Origin of the sequence: uncultured Desulfosarcina sp. (genome assembly GCF_963664155.2) — a bacterium.
Classification (GTDB): Bacteria; Desulfobacterota; Desulfobacteria; order Desulfobacterales; family Desulfosarcinaceae; genus Desulfosarcina.
In genome coordinates this window covers 790,476-811,835 of sequence record NZ_CAXXXH010000001.1, presented here as the reverse complement: position 1 = coordinate 811,835, position 21,360 = coordinate 790,476, and the positions used below count along the sequence as shown (strand labels likewise).

Genomic DNA, 21,360 nt, shown 5'->3' with positions numbered 1-21,360 from the left:
GTTCGACGATGATATTGTATTGATCAAAATCGTTTTAATTCGTTTGAAGTTTTCCATGCCGATGGGGTGCCTCATCTATTATTAACTGCATATTCAATTAAATTGCTGATGACAAGGAAAAATTTGAGCTTGGACAGAAATGAAAGGGTATTCGGCGCCTCGAAACTGTTACTCCGCGGTGGGGCAAACCAGATAGCCCCGCAGCCTGCGAAAGCCGCAACGGGTATGACTTCAGCAAGGTCCATTCATCGCCAAAACAATTGAAATATTGCAGACCAAGGCAACAAAATAGCTTAATATATTATATTTTTATCGATGGCTGGCGATATTGGCGCGCCGCCAGCCATTCTGTTTGATGACAAACAGAATGTTTTTATGCCATACTGCATATTCCGGGCGGCTCTGCCCACGGTCGTTTTATTGGGTCCGATCCGGAGCCCTTTGATGATCTGTCAACATGCACGGGTATGCTAATTTATTTTATCCACTATCCAACAAAGGAGTTGCCGATATGCCAGGCCGAAATCATGAACTGCTCGAAAAACGCTACACACATATTCCTCAGGGACCCTTTAACACCACCCCCGCATTCATCAAGGAAGCCCGCGGGGCGATCATGGTGGATGTCGACGGCCGAGAACTGATCGATTTTGCCGGCGGCATCGGGGTGAATAACGTGGGACACTGTCATCCCAAGGTGGTGGCGGCCATCCGGGACCAGGCCGGCAAATTCATCCACACCTGCTTCCACGTAGCCATGTACGAACCCTATGTGGAACTGGCCGAACGGCTCAACCAACTGGCGCCCGGGGATTTCGCCAAAATGACCCTGTTTGCCAACAGTGGCGCCGAAGCGGTGGAGAATGCAGTCAAGGTGGCGCGTTACGCCACCAAACGACCTGCAGTCATCTGCTTTGAAAATGCCTTTCATGGCCGCACGCTATTGACCATGACGCTGACCAGCAAGGTCAAGCCATATAAATTCGGATACGGACCGTATGCGCCGGAAGTTTATCGCATGCCCTTTGCCTACTGCTACCGATGCCCCTTCGGATTGACCTATCCGGCCTGCGGGACGGCCTGTGCCGATTACCTCGAAGAATTTTTCATCAGTCATGTGGCCGCCGAACAGACGGCGGCCGTGATTGCCGAACCCATCCAGGGAGAGGGCGGGTTCGTTACGCCACCCCCCGAGTATTTTCCGAAACTGAAGGCTATCTGCGAAAAGCATGGCATCGCCCTGATCCTCGATGAGGTGCAGAGCGGCGCCGGACGCACCGGGAAATTTTTTGCCATCGACCATTGGGGCGTGACTCCCGATATCATCACCATGGCCAAAAGCTTTGCCGGCGGCATGCCGCTGTCCGCGGTGATCGGCCGTGCCGAGATGATGAATGCCTCCCACGTGGGCGGACTGGGCGGTACCTATGGCGGCAACCCCGTCTCCTGCCGGGCGGCGCTGGCCGTCATGGAGATCCTGCTCGAAGACGGTCTGATGGACCGGGCGGTGGTATTGGGTGAAACTTTGCGGGCACGTTTTACCGCCATGCAGGAACGCTATGCGATCATCGGCGACGTGCGCGGTAAAGGCCCGATGCTGGCCATGGAACTGGTGGAGGACCGCGAATCCAAGAAGCCGGCCACCGACAAGGCCAAGGCGCTCGCCAGCCGCTGTTTTGAAAAGGGACTGGTATTGCTTTCCTGCGGTAATTTCGGCAATGTCATCCGCACCCTGATGCCGCTGGTCATCACCGATGAACAACTGGACAAGGGGCTGGCCATACTCGAAGAGAGTCTTGAGGAAGTCACGCGGTCCTGATTTTGGAGTTGCAATCAATGCCAAAGCTTTAATGCTAAATGTCAAATGGCGGAATGCTGTCGGTTTTATGGTAAAATTGATTTCCGTCCTTCAACTGGCATTTGGGCGTTGATATTTGAAGTTCTTTGTCGGAAATGAACAACCGCCAAGGAATTAGGCACGTCCATCATTTTCAAAAATATCGAAGGATACCCCCATGTATGGTTTTTTTAAACAGGCATTGACCGTCGATGTGAGCAACCGATCCTGCCAGACAGAGATGCTGAGCGATGCATTTCTGCAAACTTGCATGGGCGGCAAGGGACTGGGAACCCAACTGCTGCTGGATCGCAATCCGGCAGGCGTGGATCCCTTTTCCTCCGACAACCGCCTGGTGCTGGCCCTGGGACCGGCTACGGACAGCCCCATCCACGGATCCTGCCGCCATGGCATGTTCGCCAAATCCCCTCTGACCGGCCTCTACAGTGAGTCCTATGCCGGCGGCAGTGCGGCCATCGCCATGAGCCGGGCCGGTTTCGACGCCTATATCATCAAGGGGGCGTCGGATCGTCCGCTGTGGCTGGAGATCACGGATCAGGGGGTCTTTTTTCATGCGGCGGACGACCTGTGGGGGCTGGACACCTTCGAGACCGAGGAGGCCTTACGCAAAAAGGTGGCCGCGACGTCGCCGGGCATTCTGGTGATCGGCCCGGCAGGCGAAAACCGCGTGCGCTTTGCCGTCGTGAAAAATGACGGATGGCGGGTTTGCGGCCGTACGGGCATGGGGGCGGTGCTGGGCTCCAAAAAAATTAAAGCCGTCGTTTTTCACGGCAGCCGGAAGCGCCCCTTTGCCGACCCGGCAGGCCTTAAAGCCTATGCCAAGGAGAACTTGGCGCTATACAAGGACCACCCCGTCACCCAGGCCTACCGCAATAACGGTACGCCCATGATGGTGGATATTCTCAACAAGGCCGGGGGATTTCCCAGCCGCTACTGGTCCCAGGGATCGGTGCAGCAATATGAAAACATCAACGCCCAGAGCATCAAGGATCGCTGCCAGCCCAAGCCCAAAGCCTGCCGGACCTGTTTCCTGGCCTGCGGCAAATCGGTTCGGGTCCAGCAGGGGCGCCACCAGGGATTGACGCTGGAAGGGCCGGAATATGAAACCATCTATGCCTTTGGCGGGCTGTGCATGGTCGATCAGATCGAGGAGATCGTCTACCTGAACGATCTGTGCGACCGCATGGGGCTGGACACCATGAGCTCGGGAAACCTGGCCGCTTTTGCCATCGAAGCCAGGCGAAGGGGAAAAATCGATCTGGAGATCGACTACAACCAGCCCGATCGGATCGCCGCGCTGTTGAAAAAAATCGTGCTGCGCCAGGATGTGGGCGGATTGCTGGCCGAAGGCATCCGGCCGGCCAGCGAGGAGCTGGGTCTGGAAGATATTGCCGTTCACGTCAAGGGGCTCGAACCCTCCGGTTACGATCCCCGGGTGCTCAAGGGCATGGGACTGGCCTACGCCGTGGCCGACCGGGGTGCCTGCCACCTGCGCACCACCTTTTACAAACCGGAGTTGAGCGGCCTCATCGATCCGGACCAGATTGAAGATAAAGCTGCCCTTTTCATCGATTTCGAAGACCGCTGCACCCTTTTCGACACCCTGATTGTCTGCCGTTTCTACCGGGATTTGTACCCCTGGGAAGAGATCGGCAAAATGATCGCCCTGACCACCGGGGAGACCCTGCAGAAGCAGGATCTTCAGTCGTTGGCGGCCCGCGTTACCGACAGTACCCGCCGTTTCAATTTGAGGGAGGGGCTGCGCATGACAGACGACTGGCTGCCCAAACGGCTCTTGAACGAGGCCCTGCCGGATGGACGTCGGATCGATTCGGCGGATCTGAGGTGGCTGGTGGACGACTACTACCGCCTGAGAGGATGGCGTGAAACGGGCCAGCTTTCGGATGCGATCGCTTAAGGGGAAAAAACGCGCATGAATGTCAATGCCAACAAGCTGATGTCCCTGTCGGAGGCCGTTTCCCGGTTTGTTCCCGACGGCGCCCATATTTCCATCGGCGGATTCACCATCAACCGGAATCCCATGGCGGCGGTTTATGAAGTCATCCGCCAGCGAAAGCGTGGCCTGCATCTTTACGCCCATTCCAACGGCCAGGGGGTCGATGAACTCATCGGCGCCGGCTGCGTGGACCGGCTCGAGATCGCTTATGCCGGCAGTGGGCGCTTCGCGTCCACCTGTATCCGTTTCCGCAAATCCGTCGAATCCGGGCAGCTTCTGGTCGAGGACTACACCAACTACCAGATGACGCTGCGGTTCATGGCCGGTGCCATGGGGGTTCCCTTTCTGCCGACCCGTTCCTCGTTGGGATCGGATATCGTCAACCGCTGGGGGTTTTCGGAAACGGCGCGTCAGGCGGACCCGCGTGTCCCCAGCCGTAAACTGGCCGTCATGGACAACCCCTTCGACGGTTGGTGCGATACCGATCGGGTGGTGCTGGTACCGGCCATCAACCCGGACATCACCCTTATTCACGTGCAGGCCGCCGACCGCCAGGGAACCGCCCGCATCAACGGACTGCCCTTTGCCGATGTGGAGCAGGCCAAGGCGGCCCGGCACCTCATCGTCACTTGCGAAACCCTGGTCGACGATGACTTGTTGCGCGGGGCGCCGGAAAGGAACCAGATCCCTTTTTTCTGCGTGGACGCCGTGGTGCATGTCCCCATGGGGGCCTGGCCCACCGCCTGCTACCGGCATTACGACTATGACCCGACCCGCCTGCACCAATACCGGCACGCGGCTCTGGACGATAAGCGCTACCAAGCGTATCTGGACACGGACGTCTTGTCATCAGCGAATCATGAGGAGATGATGGCCTGCATCGATCCCCGCCAGCTGGAGAAAATCAAGGCCGATCCGCGAACCGGGTATGCCGTAGGCCTCGACCGCCGCTGAAGTGTTCATCCGGAAACGGCATCTTGCTTCCCAGCTCTGCGTTCTCGCGTTTTTGAAGTCCTCAACGTAGCGGGACTACGCCTCCGGTTTTAAAAACACTGCGGCCTTGATCTGAAACACAATCTACCATTTTCGGAAAGACACTGGATTGGTAAAATACCATCCCAAGATGGACAACCGATGTAGAGAAAGAGAACCATGTCCTCTGAAACAGATTATACCAGCCGGGAGATGATGGCCATCGCCGCCGCCAGGGAGATCCGAGACGGCGATATCGTATTTTGCGGCACGGGCATTTCCATGCTGGCTGCCATGGCAGCTAAACATATCAGCGCCCCCAACAGCGTGATTTTTTTTGAAACCGGTGCCATCGATTCCCAGTTGGAAGAAGTGCCCCTGGCGGTGGGCGATTCCCGTGTGATGTTCGCCACCTCCGTCAACGGCGGCCTGGCGGATGCGTTCGCCACCATGCAGAACCGCTTTACCGGCCGTCAGGTGGTGGGTATCATGGGCGCCGCCCAGATCGACATCTACGGCAACCTGAACTCCACCGTCATCGGTGACTACCTTCATCCCACGGTGCGGTTTTCCGGCAGCGGCGGCGCCTGTGATGTGGCCTCCTTCGTCAGCCGGACGATTATCTTCATGCAGCACGCCAAGCGGAAATTCGTTCCCAAACTGGATTACCTGACCAGCCCGGGGTGGCTCGACGGGCCTGATGGCCGTAAAAAGGCCGGTCTGCCGGAAGGGGGCCCTTCCTGCGTGATCACCAACATGGCTATGATGGGATTCGATCCGGACACTAAACAGATGATTCTGAAAGGCTGTTTTCCGGGCGTGAGAAAAGAAGACGTCCTCGGGAACATGGGTTTTGCCGTGGACACGTCGCAGGCCGCCCCTATTCGGCCCCCGTCGGCGGAAGAACTGTCCATTTTAAGAGACAAGTGCGATCCCCAACGTCTGATCCTGGGTTAACGATCGATCATGGGCGATATTGTTTTTTCCACCAACGGAGTGGAGAACTCCTTGTCCATCAACCCGAGACGATTCGAGGGCCGCGTGGCCCTGGTGACCGGGTGCGGGAGCGAACGCGGCATCGGCTTCGCCGCCGCAAAACTGCTTTTCCAAAGCGGCGCACGCGTCGCCATTTCCTCAACTACCGACCGTATCTACCCTCGGCAGGCCGCCTTGGACACCTCGGGGGGAAGGGTCGTGGCCCTGACGGCCGACCTGACCCGTATGGAACAGGCCCGTGCACTGGTGGAATATGTGATCAGCCATTTTGGCTGCATCGACGTCCTGGTCAACAACGCCGGCATGACCCAGGTGGGCGATTCGGAGGCCATGATTCACCTGGCGCAATTGACTCCCCGGGAATGGCACCAATCCATCGACCGCAACCTCACCACCTGTTTCAACGTCACCCATGCGGTGCTGCCCTACATGCTGAAAAGCAGATACGGCCGCATCGTCAACGTCTCCTCGGTCACCGGTCCCCTGGTGAGCAACCCGGGAGAGGCTGCCTACAGTGCGGCCAAGGCCGCCATGGTCGGCATGAGCCGAAGCCTGGCCATGGAAGTGGCCCGCAACGGCATCACTGTCAACAATGTGGCCCCGGGGTGGATCGAGACGGGATCATCCACCGAGGAAGAGAAAACGGCGGGAGAGCATACCCCTATGGGACGGTCCGGCACGCCGCAGGAGGTCGCCGACCTGATCGCTTTTCTCGCCTCCGACGAGGCCGCCTACATTACCGGCCAGATGATCGTCATCGACGGCGGCAACACGATTCAGGATTATAAGGGACCCGGTAAAGGTTATTATTAATTCCTCCGCTCCGCATTAACCATTTGATAAAATGAATTATTTTAACGAAACGGATTTAACCGCGGTTTATGGGTCTGTTTAGATAACTGATGTTCGGATTGGGTTGACGATATGCTTGATTTGTTTTTCCCGTCGTGCCTTTCACTCCCTAATTATCCATGTCCTGATCGGGCAGCCTATTTTTGCGTGTGGTTACGCCGCCACCCGGGGGGGATGACATGACGCTACTGTGTCAACAGAAGATCGAATTCACCGGGGAAAAAATTTCTTGACGGGTATCTGATATGAGATGTATCAGATATCTGTAGGTGGACCTTGTCCAGACAGAAAATATCCATAGGAGGGTTTAACAAATGGCTAAAATGAAAATGACCACCGAGGAGGCTTTTGTAAAAGTTCTCCAGATGCACGGCATCGAACATGCGTTTGGTATTATCGGTTCGGCAATGATGCCGATTTCGGACCTGTTTCCCAAAGCCGGCATCACTTTCTGGGACTGCGGGCATGAAGGCAACGCCGGTATGATGGCGGACGGTTTCACCCGTGCCTCCGGCAAGATGTCCATGATGGTGGCGCAGAACGGTCCCGGCATCACCAACTTCGTTACACCGGTGAAAACCGCCTACTGGAACCATACCCCACTGCTTCTGGTAACACCCCAGGCGGCAAACATGACCATGGGCCAGGGTGGTTTCCAGGAAGTTCCGCAGATGGCCATTTTCGAGGACATGGTTGCCTATCAGGAAGAAGTGCTTCATCCGTCCCGCATGGCCGAGGTCCTCAACCGGGTAATCATGCAGGCCAAGCGTGCATCCGCCCCGGCCCAGATCAATGTCCCGCGTGACTTCTGGACCCAGGTGATCGACATCGAGCTGCCTGCCGCTGTTGAATTCGAACGTCCGGCCGGTGGCGAGGGCGCTATCGCCCGCGCAGCAGCGCTTCTGTCCAAGGCAAGGTTTCCCGTCATTCTGAACGGCGGCGGCGTGGTGATCGGCGGCGCGATCAAGGACGCAATGGCTCTGGCCGAGCGTCTGGACGCCCCGGTTTGCTGCGGCTATCAGCACAATGACGCATTTCCGGGCAGCCACCCGCTCTTTGCGGGTCCACTGGGTTACAACGGTTCGAAAGCCGGCATGCAGCTGATTGCCAAGGCAGACGTGGTGCTGGCACTGGGTACCCGCTTAAATCCGTTCTCAACCCTGCCGGGCTATGGCATTGACTATTGGCCAAATAACGCGGCCATTATTCAGGTTGATATCAACCCCGATCGAATCGGCCTCACCAAACCCGTTACCGTGGGTATCGTCGGTGACGCCAAGAAAGTGGCCAACGCTATTCTTGCCCAGCTTTCCGCTACTGCCGGTGATGCAAACCGCGAAGAACGCAAAGCCGACATAGAAAAAACCAAGGCAGACTGGGATCTGGAGTTGGCCACCATGGACCACGAAGAAGACGATCCAGGCACCACCTGGAACGAGCGTGCCCGTGACCGCGAGCCGGATAAAATGACGGCGCGCATGGCCTGGCGCGCCATCAAGGCCGCTTTGCCCAAAGAAGCGATCATTTCTTCCGATATCGGCAACAATTGCGCCATTGGCAACGCCTATCCGACTTTCGAAGCCGGCCGCAAATATCTGGCCCCGGGTATGTTCGGACCCTGCGGCTATGGCTTCCCGGCAATCCTGGGCGCAAAAATCGCACAGCCCCATGTTCCGGTGGTCGGTTTTGCCGGTGACGGCGCCTTCGGCATTTCGATGAACGAAATGTCCGCCTGCGGCCGCGACAACTGGCCTGCGATCACCATGGTCATTTTCCGCAACTACCAGTGGGGCGCCGAGAAAAGGAATACCACGCTTTGGTATGACGACAACTTTGTAGGGACCGAACTGGATCTTGATGTCTCTTACGCGGGTATCGCGCGCGCCTGCGGGCAAGAAGGGGTTCAGACAACCTCCATGGACGATCTGACAAAGAAGCTGAATGCGGCTATCCGGGCGCAGATGGAAGAAGGCAAAACCACTTTCATCGAAGTTCTGACGAACCAGGAACTTGGCGAACCGTTCCGTCGCGATGCAATGAAAAAGCCGGTTGCCGTAGCGGGGATCGATCCTGCCGATATGCGCCCGCAACAGGGGTGCTAAGTGCCCCAATAAATACGATGGCATTCGATTACCGATACAGCCCGACTCGCCGCGTTGCTCGGCGCGCCAATAGCGCTGCAATTGTCGCTTCTTCCGCCTTGCGATCCTGGCGTCTCGGCAATCTCGGTGCGTCATCGTATTTTCGAACAAGAGCAACGAGACATTCAACCGGCCAGAATGCTATGACATTGCCGGTTAAGATAAAAGCATTGATGCCAAGACCGATACGTCCGGAAAAGAAAACGACCGTATGATGAATTTACAATCACTGCGCGAACAGGTCTACGAATACCTTCGGGAGGAGATGCACAAGGGGCATATCCTACCCGACACAATCCTGAATCTTAACGAGATCATTCAGCGGTTGGGCGTTAGCAAAACGCCACTCCGAGACGCGCTCATCAAACTTGAGGCCGAAGGCTTTGTTACCATCATGCCCAGGCGGGGGGTCGTGGTCAATCCGTTGACGATTGAGGACGTTAAAGACTTCTATCAGATCATCGGTGCGATTGAAGGGGAGGTCGTCAAAGAAGTGTTCCCTCGCCTCGGAACCCAGAAAATTTCTGCTTTGCGTCAACTGAATTCCGAAATGCGGGATGCACTACGGATGGATGAATTCGATACCTATTACCAGCTGAACCTTTCCTTTCATAATACCTTCCTGAATTTGTCAGCCAACAAGCACCTGCAAGAATTTATTATGCCCATGAAACAGCGGCTATACGACTTTCAGCAACGTCCATACGTCAAGGAATGGGAGCTTCGCAACTGTGTTGAACATGACTCGTTTATCGACATGGTCAAGCAAGGGAATTGTGCAGGCGCCGTTCATTGTATGCGGGACATTCATTGGTCTTTCAGCGTTCAGGAATCCTATATCCGGGAATTTTACAGACGCAGTGCCGATTTTTCAGAAAAGGAAAAGGGTTTTAACTGGTCCTGATTCGTTTTCATATCAGCATTAAACCCTCCTTCACGAAACGTCATGAGGTTTTGACCGAGCCCATTTTAAGGATCAACGCGATTGCCTGGCCGCTTATGATTTTCGTTCAATAATTTTGGGTTTGACAATCGTCAAGCCGAATAGATATGTCAGGTATCAAGCTTCCGTCGTCGGGGGTTTTGAAAATGATCGACTCATCGGCCGCTCATTGGATCACCATTCCCTTTCCCCGGCAAGATTCATCGCATTGCTTCAACAAGCTGGAGTATTTTAATTCATCGGGCATCAATCGCATCTTTGCCGCCGAAAAAGCGGGGATCGAACAATGCCGGTCGATGCGCGACTTGAAAAATATGAGAGAACGTTTGAAACTAATTTTCGATCAGGCAATCCACAACTCAAGGAGGACTAAACATGATCGTTGGCATACTTAAGGAAATCAAGACGGAAGAAAATCGTGTTTGCATGACACCGGCCGGTGTTGAAGTCATGAAGATGAATGGCCATACGGTTCTGTTTGAAAAATCGGCCGGTGTTGCCAGTGGCTTCGATGATGAAGCCTATCTTTTAGCAGGAGCCGAAAGGGTGGTAACACCCAAAGAAATCTACGATCGTTCCGATATGGTCATGCATGTTAAAGAACCGCTTGCGTCTGAGTACGATCTAATCCGTCCGGGACAGATCGTTTTCACCTATCTCCATCTGGCGGCAGCTGAAGAACTGACCCGGGCGATGATCAAGAGCGGCTGCATCGGCATTGCTTATGAAACTATCCAGAAAGCCGACAGATCGCTGCCCCTGCTGACCCCCATGAGTGAGGTTGCCGGTCGCATGGCGATCCAGGAGGGAGCCAAATATCTGGAGATGCAGCAGGGGGGGCAAGGGGTCCTGTTAGGTGGCGTTCCCGGTGTATCCCCCGCCACCGTTGTTGTCATCGGCGGTGGCGTGGTTGGTACCAATGCGGCCAAGATGGCTTGCGGCTTAGGCGCCAAGGTCTATGTGCTGGATATGAATCTGGACCGGCTGAGATATCTGAGCGATATTATGCCCGCCAACTGTTTTCCGATGATGTCCAGTCCGGCTGCGATTCGTGAACTGCTTAAACAGGCTGATCTTGTTGTGGGTGCCGTATTGGTCGCCGGCGCCAAAGCGCCCCGCCTGGTGACCAACGAGATGATCGGGGAGATGAAAAAAGGGGCGGTATTGGTCGATGTCGCCATCGACCAGGGAGGTTGCTTTGAATGCTCCCGACCGACTACCCATTCCCAGCCGACCTTCAACCAGAATGGCACCGTGGTTTACTGTGTGGCCAACATGCCCGGTGCGGTGGCCAAGACGTCAACGCTTGCCTTGACGAATGCCACACTGCCCTATGCGGTTCAGATTGCCACCAAGGGCTGGAAACAGGCATGCAAAGACAATCCGGAGATCAAATACGGGCTCAATATTGTTGACGGCCATGTAAGCTTTAAGGGGGTGGCCGAGGCCTTTGATATGGAGTATGTGGATGCCGACACGCTGCTGTGAGGCAGATAGAAGCTATACGCCACATTTAAAGCAGCTTGAAGAAAACGGCTCCATCCGCGATCTTTCTCAGACGGATGGAGCCGTTTTCTTCCCATCCGGACAAGCCCCTGCTACGGAATTCCACCCATGGGAATCAACTCATGGGACGACACAGCCCTTTTGGGCGGTTTGAGGATTGCCGGCTGCCCCGCGCGATAGATTTTAGGGGCTTGACTCATCTTGAATCACGTTACCGTTGACCACGCATCGTCTTCGGTCTGCGTTTCCATATCGAACGTTACTTTTAATAGAAACATTGTAAAATAGGCAAGGGGTATTTTGATCTGCGGGACGCAGGTGGAGGGAAGCGGGGAGGGCGGCCAACCATCGTGGCCGATGGCAGCAGCAATGATGCCGGATCAGGATACTATCGTTGAAAATAAATGCCCGGAGATATCAGGATGCCACTGAATCCTTGGACCAGGCAATGAATCGAATTCCCAGCTTTTTTAATTCACGGAACGACATTCCTTCTCGAATGCCGGTGAATACCGCCTCCGGCCGGACGACCTGACATCCGGCCAGGACATCTGCACCGTGAGAAAAGAGCACGGGCGACAACGGTGTGGTGGGGCCGATGATAATCGTATGGGCGTGGGGGGCTTTTTTCAGGTAAGAGGCCATGGCACGGGTGATCAGGGTGGTGCCGGTCAGACCGAGCACCTTGCAGCGCCCCAGGATATCGTCCCATTGGTCCGGTGGGGTTCGTCCGGCCACTTTCTGGAGTTCGAAAAGATAAAGGGTTTTCACCTGCTGGCGCAGCCAGTCGGTAAAAGGGAATTCTCCTACCAAGACCGTTTCGTCATCTTTACCTTTCTCGGCCATGATCCGGGATGCCTCGATGTCGGGCTGGTTCTGTGGAGGAATGATGCCGGCATTCAAAGCCGCCGCGCCAAGGCTGATGGAAAAGGCGCCGGGTTGTTTCAGCCATTCGGCAGCCGAATGTAAGGGCTTTCCGATCATTTTATCCATCATCATTCGCTCATTTGCCGTCGGCGCGGCTCCCAGTGCGGAGGCCAGACCGGTGCAGGCGGACCCGTTTTCATCGGCCCGGACCCCGATAAAATGAGATCCCACGGCAATGTCCGAGATGACCGCCGAGGGTCGGTCCATGGCTTGAAGAAGGTCGTCGATCAGCCGGCGCTCAATGCCAACGGCCGGTCGTTGGATTGAATCAGCAGGATGGTTGTTGTGGCAATGTCGGCAGGGCATAGTGGTTTTATCCTGTATTCGATTAGGTTGGTTTGGCTGATGATTACAATTCCATGCAATGTTATGCAATAGACCGAATTAGAGCTACGGTTGACCCTATTTCCGCTGGAAAAAATAATTGCGTGGGAGCGGGACCCTGTTGGGTCAACGGTTCCTTGGACGTGTTCAAGAAAACCCCTTTTTATTATAAAATCGAAACCATCCCCAACTTAAAACTATTTCTTTCTATTGATGTCAATATTGACACCGGCAGTTATAGGCATTTTCTTATATGATTATTAGCGCTGGCTCCGGGGTGCTGGACAGAAACCCGCATTTTTAAGTGAAGAAACTCTGCCGGGTTGGGATCAGGCTGCCCGGTGTTGAGGAAGTTGGCCGAAATAGACCACATCGGGGGTCTGCCCGTCAAGCGCCGAATGCGGTCGGCGTTGGTTGTAAAAAAGGAAGTAGCGCCCCAGGCCGCGCCGGGCATCCGCCACCGAGTCATAGGCATGAAGATATACTTCTTCATACTTGACGCTCTTCCAGAGGCGTTCGACAAAGACGTTGTCGCGCCAGGAGCCTTTCCCGTCCATGCTGATCTGAATATGATGCTTTTCCAACAAGCCGACAAAGTCTTTGCCGGTGAATTGGCTGCCCTGGTCGGTATTGAAGATTTCCGGGGTTCCGTAATCCCGAATCGCTGCTTCGACAGCATCAATGCAGAAATCGGCCGTCATGCTGTTGGACAGCCGCCAAGCCAGGACACGTCGCGTCGCCCAGTCCAATACAGCCGCCAGGTAGATAAAGCCCTTGTTCATCGGAATGTAGGTGATATCCATGGCCCAGGTCTGATTGGGCGCTGTGATCTTTCGATGGCGCAGCAAGTACGGAAACACCTTATGGCCCAGATGCGGTTTGGTGGTGCGGGGGCGTTGGTAAAGGGCCTCTATCCCCATTTTTCGCATCAAGGTGGCGACATGCCTGCGACCGACACTGGCCCCGTCTTGTCGCAGCAGATCCCGTAGCATCCGGCTGCCGGCAAAGGGATATGCAAGATGCAGCCTGTCAATCTGCCGCATCAATTCCAAATCTGCTGCTGAGACGGCCCGGGGGGCGTAATAGAACGACGAGCGCGCCATTTTCAGGATCTTGCATTGCTGCACCACCGGCAACGGGTGCTGCCGATCAATCATCACTTTGCGCTCGCATCGGGAATACGACCGAGCGCGCCGGCCAAAAAATCGTTTTCCATTGCCAACTGGCCGATCTTGGCATGTAGATCTTTGACATTGGGGCCGTTGACGGCCTTGCGCTCTGCCGCTGTAGCGAACAGATCCTTGGCGTGCTCTTGCAGTTGGGTCTTCCACTGCACGATCTGGTTCGGGTGGACATCGAACTGTTGAGCCAACTCCGCTAAGGTCTGGTCGCCCCGTAAGGCTGTTATCGCCACCTTGGCTTTGAAGGTTGCTGCGTGATTCCGTCTAGGTCGTTTCATTGTCTGCTCTCCTTGGTTAACGAATAGTTACTGCGTTATTAGAGCAGAGTTTTCACTTAAAAGCCTGTCCTTTTTTCCGAAACCGGCTCTATTATCATCAGGACAATACTGACCAATGCATACCTAAAAGAACCATGATGAAGAGGCGGGGGTTCGGCTATGAACAGAAGATCGCTCATGGGGCAATGGTTTACTCGACCACCAATCAATGATATCCGTCATCCTGATTGTTCGTTTGGATTGTATGCAGCGGATCTGTGATCGTTTCGGATTTCACAACGTACCGGTGATTGAGACCCCCCAACCCCGGGTCCTCGATCATCTTCGCACTGTCGAGGAGCGGGCGTTGATTCCCCATTTAAAGGAGCGGCAAAGATAGAGAACAGCCACAGGAAACCCAACCATGCTCGTGATCAACAACCGATTGGCCATTCCGGAGCGTGAGTTTGACATCAGCGCCATCCGATCCCAGGGCGCCGGCGGACAGAATGTGAACAAGGTGGCGACGGCGGTGCATCTGCGCTTCGACATCGGTGCCTCGTCTTTGCCGGAACCCGTCAAAACTCAGGTATTGCGATGCCGGGACCAGCGTATCACCAAAAGCGGCGTCATCGTGATCAAGGCCCAGGAATATCGCACCCTGGAAAAGAATCGGGACGCGGCGCTGAGGCGTCTGGCGCAACTGATCCGCAGCAGCCTGGCGCCGGTCAAAAATCGAAAGCCCACCCGCCCCACACAGGGTTCCAAACGACGGCGCATGGACCGCAAAACCCGGCGGGGAAAGCAGAAGACCTTAAGACAGAAGGTTTCTTTCTAACCCCTTTTTTACTCGCGCGAGAAGGACGGAAATGCCTCGAAACGAAAACAACAGATCCCGGCTGGTATACTCCACCGAAAACGGCCGAACCTGCCCGGACTGCAAGAAGAATCTGGACCGCTGCACCTGCCGGAAAAGGTCGGCACAGGCGGTCGGGGACGGCATCGTCAGGGTCGGGCGATTGACCAAAAGTCGCAAGGGCAGCGGCGTGACCGTGATAACCGGCCTCTCCCTGAATGATAGTGAATTGAAGCAGGTGGCTAAAACACTCAAACAAAAATGCGGTAGCGGCGGTACGGTCAAATCCGGCAGCATCGAAATTCAGGGGGATCACCGGGATGTATTAATGGCCGAACTGAAAGGCATGGGGTATACGGTCAAGCGGTCGGGGGGATGACAGCGGGAGTACCGCCCATTTCCCCTCAGGTTCTAAAGGGAGAGGGTCGCATCATTCAAAAGAGAACCGGATGAACTCAGGGATTATTTCTCCCCCACGTTTTAGCTTTTCATTTTAAGCCTGTCGAAGGGTGATCGCCGATGAACCCAACAGATAACCGACAGCGGTTGAAAACGATCGCAACGTCAATTTTTAATGCCGGGGTAGAGGCTGTCGATCCGGAGAGCTGCGTCACTCGGCACCTTCAGCTGACCGCCGGTGATCTTCGGGTGGGAAAGCGATCCTTCTACCTGGAAAAGATCGAAAAACTCTATCTGATCGGTGCCGGCAAGGCTTCCGCGGCCATGGCCAGGGCGGCGGAAAAGGTGCTTGGCGAGCGTATCGACGCCGGACTGGTCATCACCAAATACGGCCACGGCGTGCCCTTGCGCCGGTGCCGGGTGATGGAAGCCGGGCATCCGGTTCCCGATGAAAACGGGATCAAGGCCACCCGGGCGCTTCTGGACCTGGTGGCCACGGCCGGTCCCGGCGATCTGATCCTGTGCATGATCTCCGGGGGGGGCTCCGCCCTCACCCCTGCGCCTGCCGAAGGGATCATCCTGGCCGACAAACAGGAGACTACCCGTCTGCTGCTGGCCTGCGGGGCAACCATTCACGAGATTAACACCATTCGCAAGCACCTGTCGCGTATCAAGGGCGGGCGGCTGAGCCGATGCGCCAACGGCGCACCCCTGGTTTCCCTGATATTGTCCGACGTCATCGGCGACGACCTGGATATCATTGCCTCCGGGATCACGGCGCCGGATCCGGGCACCTTTGGCGACTGTCTGGAGATCTTGTCCCGCTACGGCCTGCTGGAAAGGGTTCCCGCGCCGGTGAGCGGGCATCTGTCTGCGGGCGGCCGGGGAGATGTGGACGAAACGCCGAAGCCGGGGGATCCTGTATTTGCCGGTGTGGAAAACCGGATTGTCGGCAGTCTTTCGGATGCGTTGTCCGCCGCCGAGATCGAGGCCCGCCGGTTGGGATTCAACCCGCTCATCCTCTCGTCGATGATCCAGGGAGAAGCCAGAGAAGTGGCGAAAGTACTCTGCGCCGTCGCCGGCGAGGTCCGGCGGTCCGGTCGGCCGATCCCGGCTCCCGCCTGCCTGCTTTCCGGGGGGGAAACCACGGTAACGCTCAAAGGTGACGGAAAGGGAGGACGAAACATGGAGCTCGCCCTGGCCGCGGGTATCGCCCTGTCGGGTGCCTCCGGCATGCTGATGCTTTCAGCCGGTACGGATGGCTCGGACGGGCCCACCGATGCAGCCGGCGCCTTTGCCGACGGTTCAACGGTTTCCCGAGCCCATGGCCTCGGATTGTCCCCATCCGGATACCTTGCCGGCAACGATGCCTACCGGTTTTTTCAACCCTTGGGAGACCTTTTCATCACCGGCCCCACCCTTACCAACGTGATGGACCTTCAGGTCTTGCTGATCGATCAGTGATGCCGTAATAGTCAATATACCCTTTCCTTCCGAGTGATAAGAGACTCTCATGTTTGCAGCCAACAAAACTAAAATTGTCTGTACGATCGGCCCTGCCTCACGCTCACTGGAAGTGGTGATGCAGCTTATCGGAGAAGGCATGAACGTTGCCCGTCTGAATTTTTCTCACGGAGAGTTCAGCGGCCATGCCAGAGACATCAAGGTTATTCGGCAGGCCTCTGAAACGGTGGGTATTCCCGTTTCCATCATGGCCGACCTGCCGGGCCCCAAGATCCGCATCGGAGAACTCGTCCGTGAGCCGATCCTGCTGAAAACCGGCCAGCGGTTGACCTTGACCACCGAAACAATTCAGGGGACCGAGCAACGGATGAGCGTCGCGTTTCCCGAGCTGACCGCGGTGGTCAACAAAGGGGATTGCATATACATCAACGATGGCTTCATTCAACTCACCGTCATTGCCGTGGAGGCACCGGATGTCCACTGCGAGGTCGTTGTCGGCGGTATGGTTCGGTCGAGAAAAGGCCTTAACCTACCCGACGTGGAATTAGGCATTTCGGCTTTCACCGACCATGACCGGCAGTGTATGGAATTTGCGTTGAATTGCGGCGTGGATGCAATCAGCCAGTCATTTGTCGAAAAAGCCTCCGACATCTCCATGGTCAGAGCCGCCGCCCGGGCAATGGGCCGCGATCCCTTTATCGTTGCCAAAATTGAGCGATCCCGGGCGGTTGAAAACCTGTCCGGCATTCTCGAAGAGGCGGACGGCATTATGGTGGCCCGCGGGGATCTGGGCGTCGAGATCCCAATTGCAAAAATTCCTTCTGTCCAGAAACGGATCATGGACATGGCCAATCGGTTGGGCAAACCGATCATCACAGCTACCCAGATGCTGGAATCCATGGCCACCCGCAGGCTCCCCACCCGCGCCGAAGCCACCGATGTGGCCAATGCCATCCTCGACGGTACCGATTGCGTCATGCTGTCGGGAGAATCCGCAGTGGGTGACTATCCGGTCGAATCGGTGCGCATGCTGAAGGCCATTGCCGCCGATATTGAACCGAATCGTTCACTGTACGCCAAAAGTAGAGAGCCCAATTTAATGGCATCCAGGGTGCCCGTCGCTTTTGAGGACGTTATTGCGCTGAGTGTGGCTTCCGCCTTAAATTATATCACTCCTGCAGCCATATTCACGCCCACCCGGAGCGGCGCTACGGCCAGGCGCATCTCACGGTTTCGATTGCCGGTCTGGATCATAGCGGTCAGCTCCAGGAGGAAAACCTGCCAGGAGTTGCTTTTTTCCTATGGGGTATTGCCTGTTTTTGAACCGGACCATCCCAAAGATTGGAGATCCTGGATCGGAAGCTGGCTTAACCGTCAGGAAATAACCGGCGGATTGGTCATCCTCACCGAGGGGCCTTCAGCCAAATACCCGGACCGAAACAATCGCATGGAAATCATTGATCTGAATGCAAGCTGAACATCGCCAACACCGGGTGTTTTCTTTTGTTCGTTCATACCCTTCCATATTGCATTGCGCCCAAAGAACCTTTCAACGATCTTCTAAACTGCTCAGATTATAAGTTTTCCTTTGAAAATTATAGCGATGGACGGATATACGCTCACCCGAGAGACAAACCCGGGGACGCTGTAGCAGCGATCGGTGAACTGTTGGTTTTCGAAGAAACGGTGCCTGCCGACGTCATTGAACGATGCCGGGACAGCGACATCGCCATCATCAACAAAACACCTCCTTACGCCGACACCCTGTCGATGCTATTCAATACAAGCAGGGTAATACAGTGACCACCATGGCAGGCGTTGGCATCGAAGGCGTGACATTACGAATGAAGGAACACCTGGAAGATTGAGATCCATCATGATGACCCGGATCGATGATTTCAGATTTACTGGAATGTCGTTTTTCCAATCCATGCTTGACAAATTATAAACTCTCCTCAGTATATGTATACTACACTGTGATAGCTGCATTATCTACCTCTTCAAAAGAATGCTCCAACTCGGGTGCCCTGAAAATATATCACGAATAGGCACCAATCCTTTGAAACGAATGCAGTGATAGACAGTCCACAAACATAAAGTATCCATGAACAGAGGAGAAACTATCATGCGGATAGCCAAAGAGGACGTGGACATTAAAATGGAAATTCCTGGAGCCGTGATTCGTCAGCGAACGGGTTTTGGTGATGCAACTGGATTAGGCAAGATCAGTGGCGAGTACTTCAGCCTTTCGTCAGGAGTCGATACCACCCCACTGTTTCAAGGCCTAGAAGACAATTTGTGTCAATGCCCCCACTGGGGTTTTGTCCTGCGCGGCCAACTCACCACGACCGACGTGAACGGTGTGCAAGAGACAGTCAACGCGAATGATCTGTTTTACTGGCCACCCGGACACAATGTAAAGGTTGATGCCGATGCGGATATTGTAATGTTCAGTCCTCAGCTTGAGCACAGCCACGTCATCAATCACATGATCGAGAAGGTGAAAAGCTAAAACCCGGAACCGGGAGATAGACGCTTGGTTTTCAACAATCGAGCAACATCTTCAACCTGATTCTGAATAGAGCTGCTTATCAAATAACTCCCCCAAAACCAAGGGACTCAAAGTCCTACGGTTTTGGTGCGTTTGACGATTCGTATCCAAATCAAATCCCGCGCGCTACCAAATCGTTGATTGCTGCTTCTCCCGCCCTGCGATCCGGGCGTCTCGGCAATCTCGGCGCGTCACCGTATTTACGAACAGGGGCACTAAGTTACCAATTCCCCCACCCCCAGCACTCATTCCCAGGCACTTTCTCGTAATTTCGAGTCCCCACTGGTATTCAGTTTAGGATCCCGGGCAGGACTTTTAAACTGCCAGAACCCTGAAGATTTCAAATAAACATTGAAGGCAAGGCTTGACTATGCGATTTGAGCGAATCAAGATCAACGTAAAAAATATTTCTAGGGATCTGCGGAGGAATGCAACAATAATGACTGCGACAGCTCACTCAAAAGCGCTATTCCAAGTATTGACTGCGGGCATGCTCTGGTCATTCGGTGCACTTACGATCCGTTACATGGTCGATCCGCAAAACTATCGCTGGCAATATCTATTTTTCCGGGGCCTGACGGTCGCGGCGATATTATGCATCTGCCTCATTGCAAAAGATGGAAGCCGGTTCTTTAACAATTTTAGAAGAATCGGTATGCCGGGTGTCGTTGGCGCTTTCGGACTCGTGGGAGCCTTTATCTGTTTCATCTGGTCCATAACGTTGACAACCGCTGCCAATACCCTGTTTTTGTTTGCAACCACCCCCTTTCTTGCTGCATTCATGGGCATTGTGATCCTTAAGGAAAAAATCCGTCCGACAACCTGGGTTGCAATGACCATTGCTCTCATCGGAACGACCGTGATGGTGATTGAGGGCTTGGAAGGCGGAAGCGTCCTTGGAACGATCACGGGATTTGCCGCGGCATGTGGGTTTTCAATTTTCTCAGTGTGCCTCAGGTGGCGAAAAGAAACCCCCCAATTCTCAACGGTTGCAATGGCGGGCTTCCTTTGTTCGATTTTGACTGCCAGTATTCTCTTTCTACAAAACGATTCGGTGTTGATGCCGATTCGCAATATCTATCTCAGCATGGTGCACGGCACACTGATCGGCGTGGGGTTAATTTTGTTTTCGCTCGGAGCAAAATATTACCCGGCGGCTGAATTGAATTTACTCTCGCTGGTGGAGGTTGTCGGTGGGGTCATTTGGGTATACCTGCCTATCTTCGGCATTAACGAAGTCCCGAGCATGCTCACGGTGGTTGGCGGTTGTATCGTAACCTGCGCAATCATTTTGGATAGTGTCGGGACAAGATACAAAAGGGAACTGGTGAAGGTGATTGGAAATTGAGGATTTGTTTGTCATGCCCCCTAAAATCATCGGCTTAATATCCGCCATCTTGGAAGTTGGAATCTTTGCCTGGAGATCCAAAGAGACGCCCTTGGGTCGACCATGAATCCTGCTGTCGCTGGGACTATGCGCCGGGTAGCTATTTTGTTCTCCTTTTTAATTCTGGCTTTATGGAGAGATTTGCGGCATCAAATATTGCCATCCCTGTGGTCCGGTCCATTTTTAAGCCACACCGCCAGCATCATGCCCAACATGGCCAGGCATTCCATGTCCAGATAGGCATCGGAATGATTCTCGAACAAGATCGAACAGTCTGCCGGGAACTCGTCGTCCTGGTCGTTGAACAACATTAACAAATTAACTTTGGGAAGCGCTGGAAAATTGATGGCCAGGTCACAGCTGATCGGTGCAGCACCCGGCTGTCCTCCCAGCGCCATGCATGCATTTTTGAGATCATCCAGCTTCCCGGAGAAGGTCTTGCTGATGGACTGCTCCGCGGTGTTCCTGAAACCGCCCGCAAACGGTGCCGCATCTTTGAAACAGTGGTACTTGATCCACTCGCTGGCGATAGGCGGCTCTTGCTGGGGGAATAAAAGCAAATATTTACATAGAATGACGCTTACCGCGTGGACAGGCCGTCTTCCTTCTGCGTCCATAACACCCTTACCCGAGACGCGATGCGGGATACCGTAAAACGGGATAACCGCCGTCTCCCCATTGATGTCAATGCCCAGGCGGTTGCCTGCGAGGCTCAGATTGATGGCTGATACATCGGCAAGGTATTTTTCGTAAATTTCATCGAAAACCGGTGCCTGCCTCATAACACCT

The 21,360-nt window shown here is 54.8% G+C and carries 18 protein-coding genes; 15 read left to right on the top strand and 3 right to left on the bottom strand.

Annotated features, from left to right (window positions below; genetic code table 11):
• The first annotated feature begins 511 nt into the window (after positions 1–511).
• The 9 genes from gabT to ald all read left to right on the top strand — a co-directional run bounded on the left by gabT (position 512) and on the right by ald (position 11,207).
• Complete coding sequence (gabT, locus tag ACHZBS_RS03635) at positions 512–1,819, top strand: 4-aminobutyrate--2-oxoglutarate transaminase (RefSeq protein WP_319405171.1); 1,308 nt, start codon at positions 512–514, stop codon at positions 1,817–1,819.
• A 196-nt stretch (positions 1,820–2,015) separates the two neighbouring features.
• Positions 2,016–3,776, top strand: coding sequence for an aldehyde ferredoxin oxidoreductase family protein (locus ACHZBS_RS03630; protein ID WP_319405170.1), 1,761 nt, complete (start codon positions 2,016–2,018; stop codon positions 3,774–3,776).
• 15 nt (positions 3,777–3,791) lie between these two features.
• On the top strand, positions 3,792–4,769 hold the full coding sequence (locus ACHZBS_RS03625; protein ID WP_319405168.1) for a CoA-transferase: 978 nt from the start codon (positions 3,792–3,794) through the stop codon (positions 4,767–4,769).
• Positions 4,770–4,967: 198 nt separating this feature from the next.
• Entirely contained in the window at positions 4,968–5,744 is a 777-nt protein-coding gene (locus ACHZBS_RS03620; RefSeq protein WP_319405167.1) for a CoA-transferase, read from the top strand.
• A 9-nt stretch (positions 5,745–5,753) separates the two neighbouring features.
• A complete protein-coding gene (locus tag ACHZBS_RS03615) occupies positions 5,754–6,596 on the top strand; it encodes an SDR family NAD(P)-dependent oxidoreductase (protein ID WP_319405166.1) in 843 nt (280 codons plus the stop codon).
• Positions 6,597–6,949: 353 nt separating this feature from the next.
• The gene (gene xsc / locus ACHZBS_RS03610; protein WP_319405165.1) at positions 6,950–8,737 is read left to right on the top strand and encodes a sulfoacetaldehyde acetyltransferase; all 1,788 of its coding nucleotides are present in this window, start codon (positions 6,950–6,952) and stop codon (positions 8,735–8,737) included.
• Between the two features lie 250 nt (positions 8,738–8,987).
• Positions 8,988–9,680 (top strand): GntR family transcriptional regulator, encoded by a 693-nt coding sequence (locus ACHZBS_RS03605; RefSeq protein ID WP_319405164.1) that lies wholly within the window; start codon positions 8,988–8,990, stop codon positions 9,678–9,680.
• Positions 9,681–9,865: 185 nt separating this feature from the next.
• The gene (locus ACHZBS_RS03600) at positions 9,866–10,114 is read left to right on the top strand and encodes a hypothetical protein (RefSeq protein WP_319405163.1); all 249 of its coding nucleotides are present in this window, start codon (positions 9,866–9,868) and stop codon (positions 10,112–10,114) included.
• Complete coding sequence (gene ald / locus ACHZBS_RS03595; RefSeq protein WP_319405162.1) at positions 10,095–11,207, top strand: alanine dehydrogenase; 1,113 nt, start codon at positions 10,095–10,097, stop codon at positions 11,205–11,207. The genes ACHZBS_RS03600 and ald overlap by 20 nt, the downstream gene beginning before the upstream one ends.
• A gap of 435 nt (positions 11,208–11,642) precedes the next feature.
• Here the strand turns inward: ald and ACHZBS_RS03590 are convergent, their stop codons facing one another.
• Together ACHZBS_RS03590 and ACHZBS_RS03585 are read right to left on the bottom strand one after the other, a co-directional pair.
• Positions 11,643–12,458 (bottom strand): Rossmann-like domain-containing protein, encoded by an 816-nt coding sequence (locus tag ACHZBS_RS03590; protein WP_319405161.1) that lies wholly within the window; start codon positions 12,456–12,458, stop codon positions 11,643–11,645.
• A 347-nt stretch (positions 12,459–12,805) separates the two neighbouring features.
• Positions 12,806–13,935 (bottom strand): IS3 family transposase gene (locus ACHZBS_RS03585; protein WP_319405160.1). Its coding sequence is split into 2 segments (ribosomal slippage): positions 12,806–13,665 and positions 13,665–13,935, totalling 1,131 coding nucleotides; the frame shifts between segments, so codons are not numbered across the junction.
• A 403-nt stretch (positions 13,936–14,338) separates the two neighbouring features.
• On the opposite strand from ACHZBS_RS03585, the gene arfB reads away from it, so the two are divergent.
• From arfB to ACHZBS_RS03555, 6 genes are all read left to right on the top strand, one after another.
• Positions 14,339–14,752 carry an alternative ribosome rescue aminoacyl-tRNA hydrolase ArfB gene (gene arfB / locus ACHZBS_RS03580; RefSeq protein WP_319405159.1) on the top strand — a complete coding sequence of 138 codons (414 nt, stop codon included), beginning with the start codon at positions 14,339–14,341 and terminating at the stop codon, positions 14,750–14,752.
• A gap of 31 nt (positions 14,753–14,783) precedes the next feature.
• The gene (locus ACHZBS_RS03575; RefSeq protein ID WP_319405158.1) at positions 14,784–15,149 is read left to right on the top strand and encodes a translation initiation factor Sui1; all 366 of its coding nucleotides are present in this window, start codon (positions 14,784–14,786) and stop codon (positions 15,147–15,149) included.
• 140 nt (positions 15,150–15,289) lie between these two features.
• A complete protein-coding gene (locus tag ACHZBS_RS03570) occupies positions 15,290–16,633 on the top strand; it encodes a glycerate kinase (protein ID WP_319405157.1) in 1,344 nt (447 codons plus the stop codon).
• Positions 16,634–16,682: 49 nt separating this feature from the next.
• Positions 16,683–18,110 (top strand): pyruvate kinase, encoded by a 1,428-nt coding sequence (gene pyk / locus ACHZBS_RS03565; protein WP_319405156.1) that lies wholly within the window; start codon positions 16,683–16,685, stop codon positions 18,108–18,110.
• A 648-nt stretch (positions 18,111–18,758) separates the two neighbouring features.
• A complete protein-coding gene (locus tag ACHZBS_RS03560; protein ID WP_319405155.1) occupies positions 18,759–19,145 on the top strand; it encodes a hypothetical protein in 387 nt (128 codons plus the stop codon).
• Between the two features lie 478 nt (positions 19,146–19,623).
• Positions 19,624–20,532 carry a DMT family transporter gene (locus ACHZBS_RS03555; RefSeq protein ID WP_319405154.1) on the top strand — a complete coding sequence of 303 codons (909 nt, stop codon included), beginning with the start codon at positions 19,624–19,626 and terminating at the stop codon, positions 20,530–20,532.
• A 188-nt stretch (positions 20,533–20,720) separates the two neighbouring features.
• Here ACHZBS_RS03555 and ACHZBS_RS03550 read toward each other — a convergent pair whose 3' ends face one another.
• The gene (locus tag ACHZBS_RS03550) at positions 20,721–21,353 is read right to left on the bottom strand and encodes a DUF3786 domain-containing protein (protein ID WP_319405153.1); all 633 of its coding nucleotides are present in this window, start codon (positions 21,351–21,353) and stop codon (positions 20,721–20,723) included.
• Between the last annotated feature and the right edge of the window lie 7 nt (positions 21,354–21,360).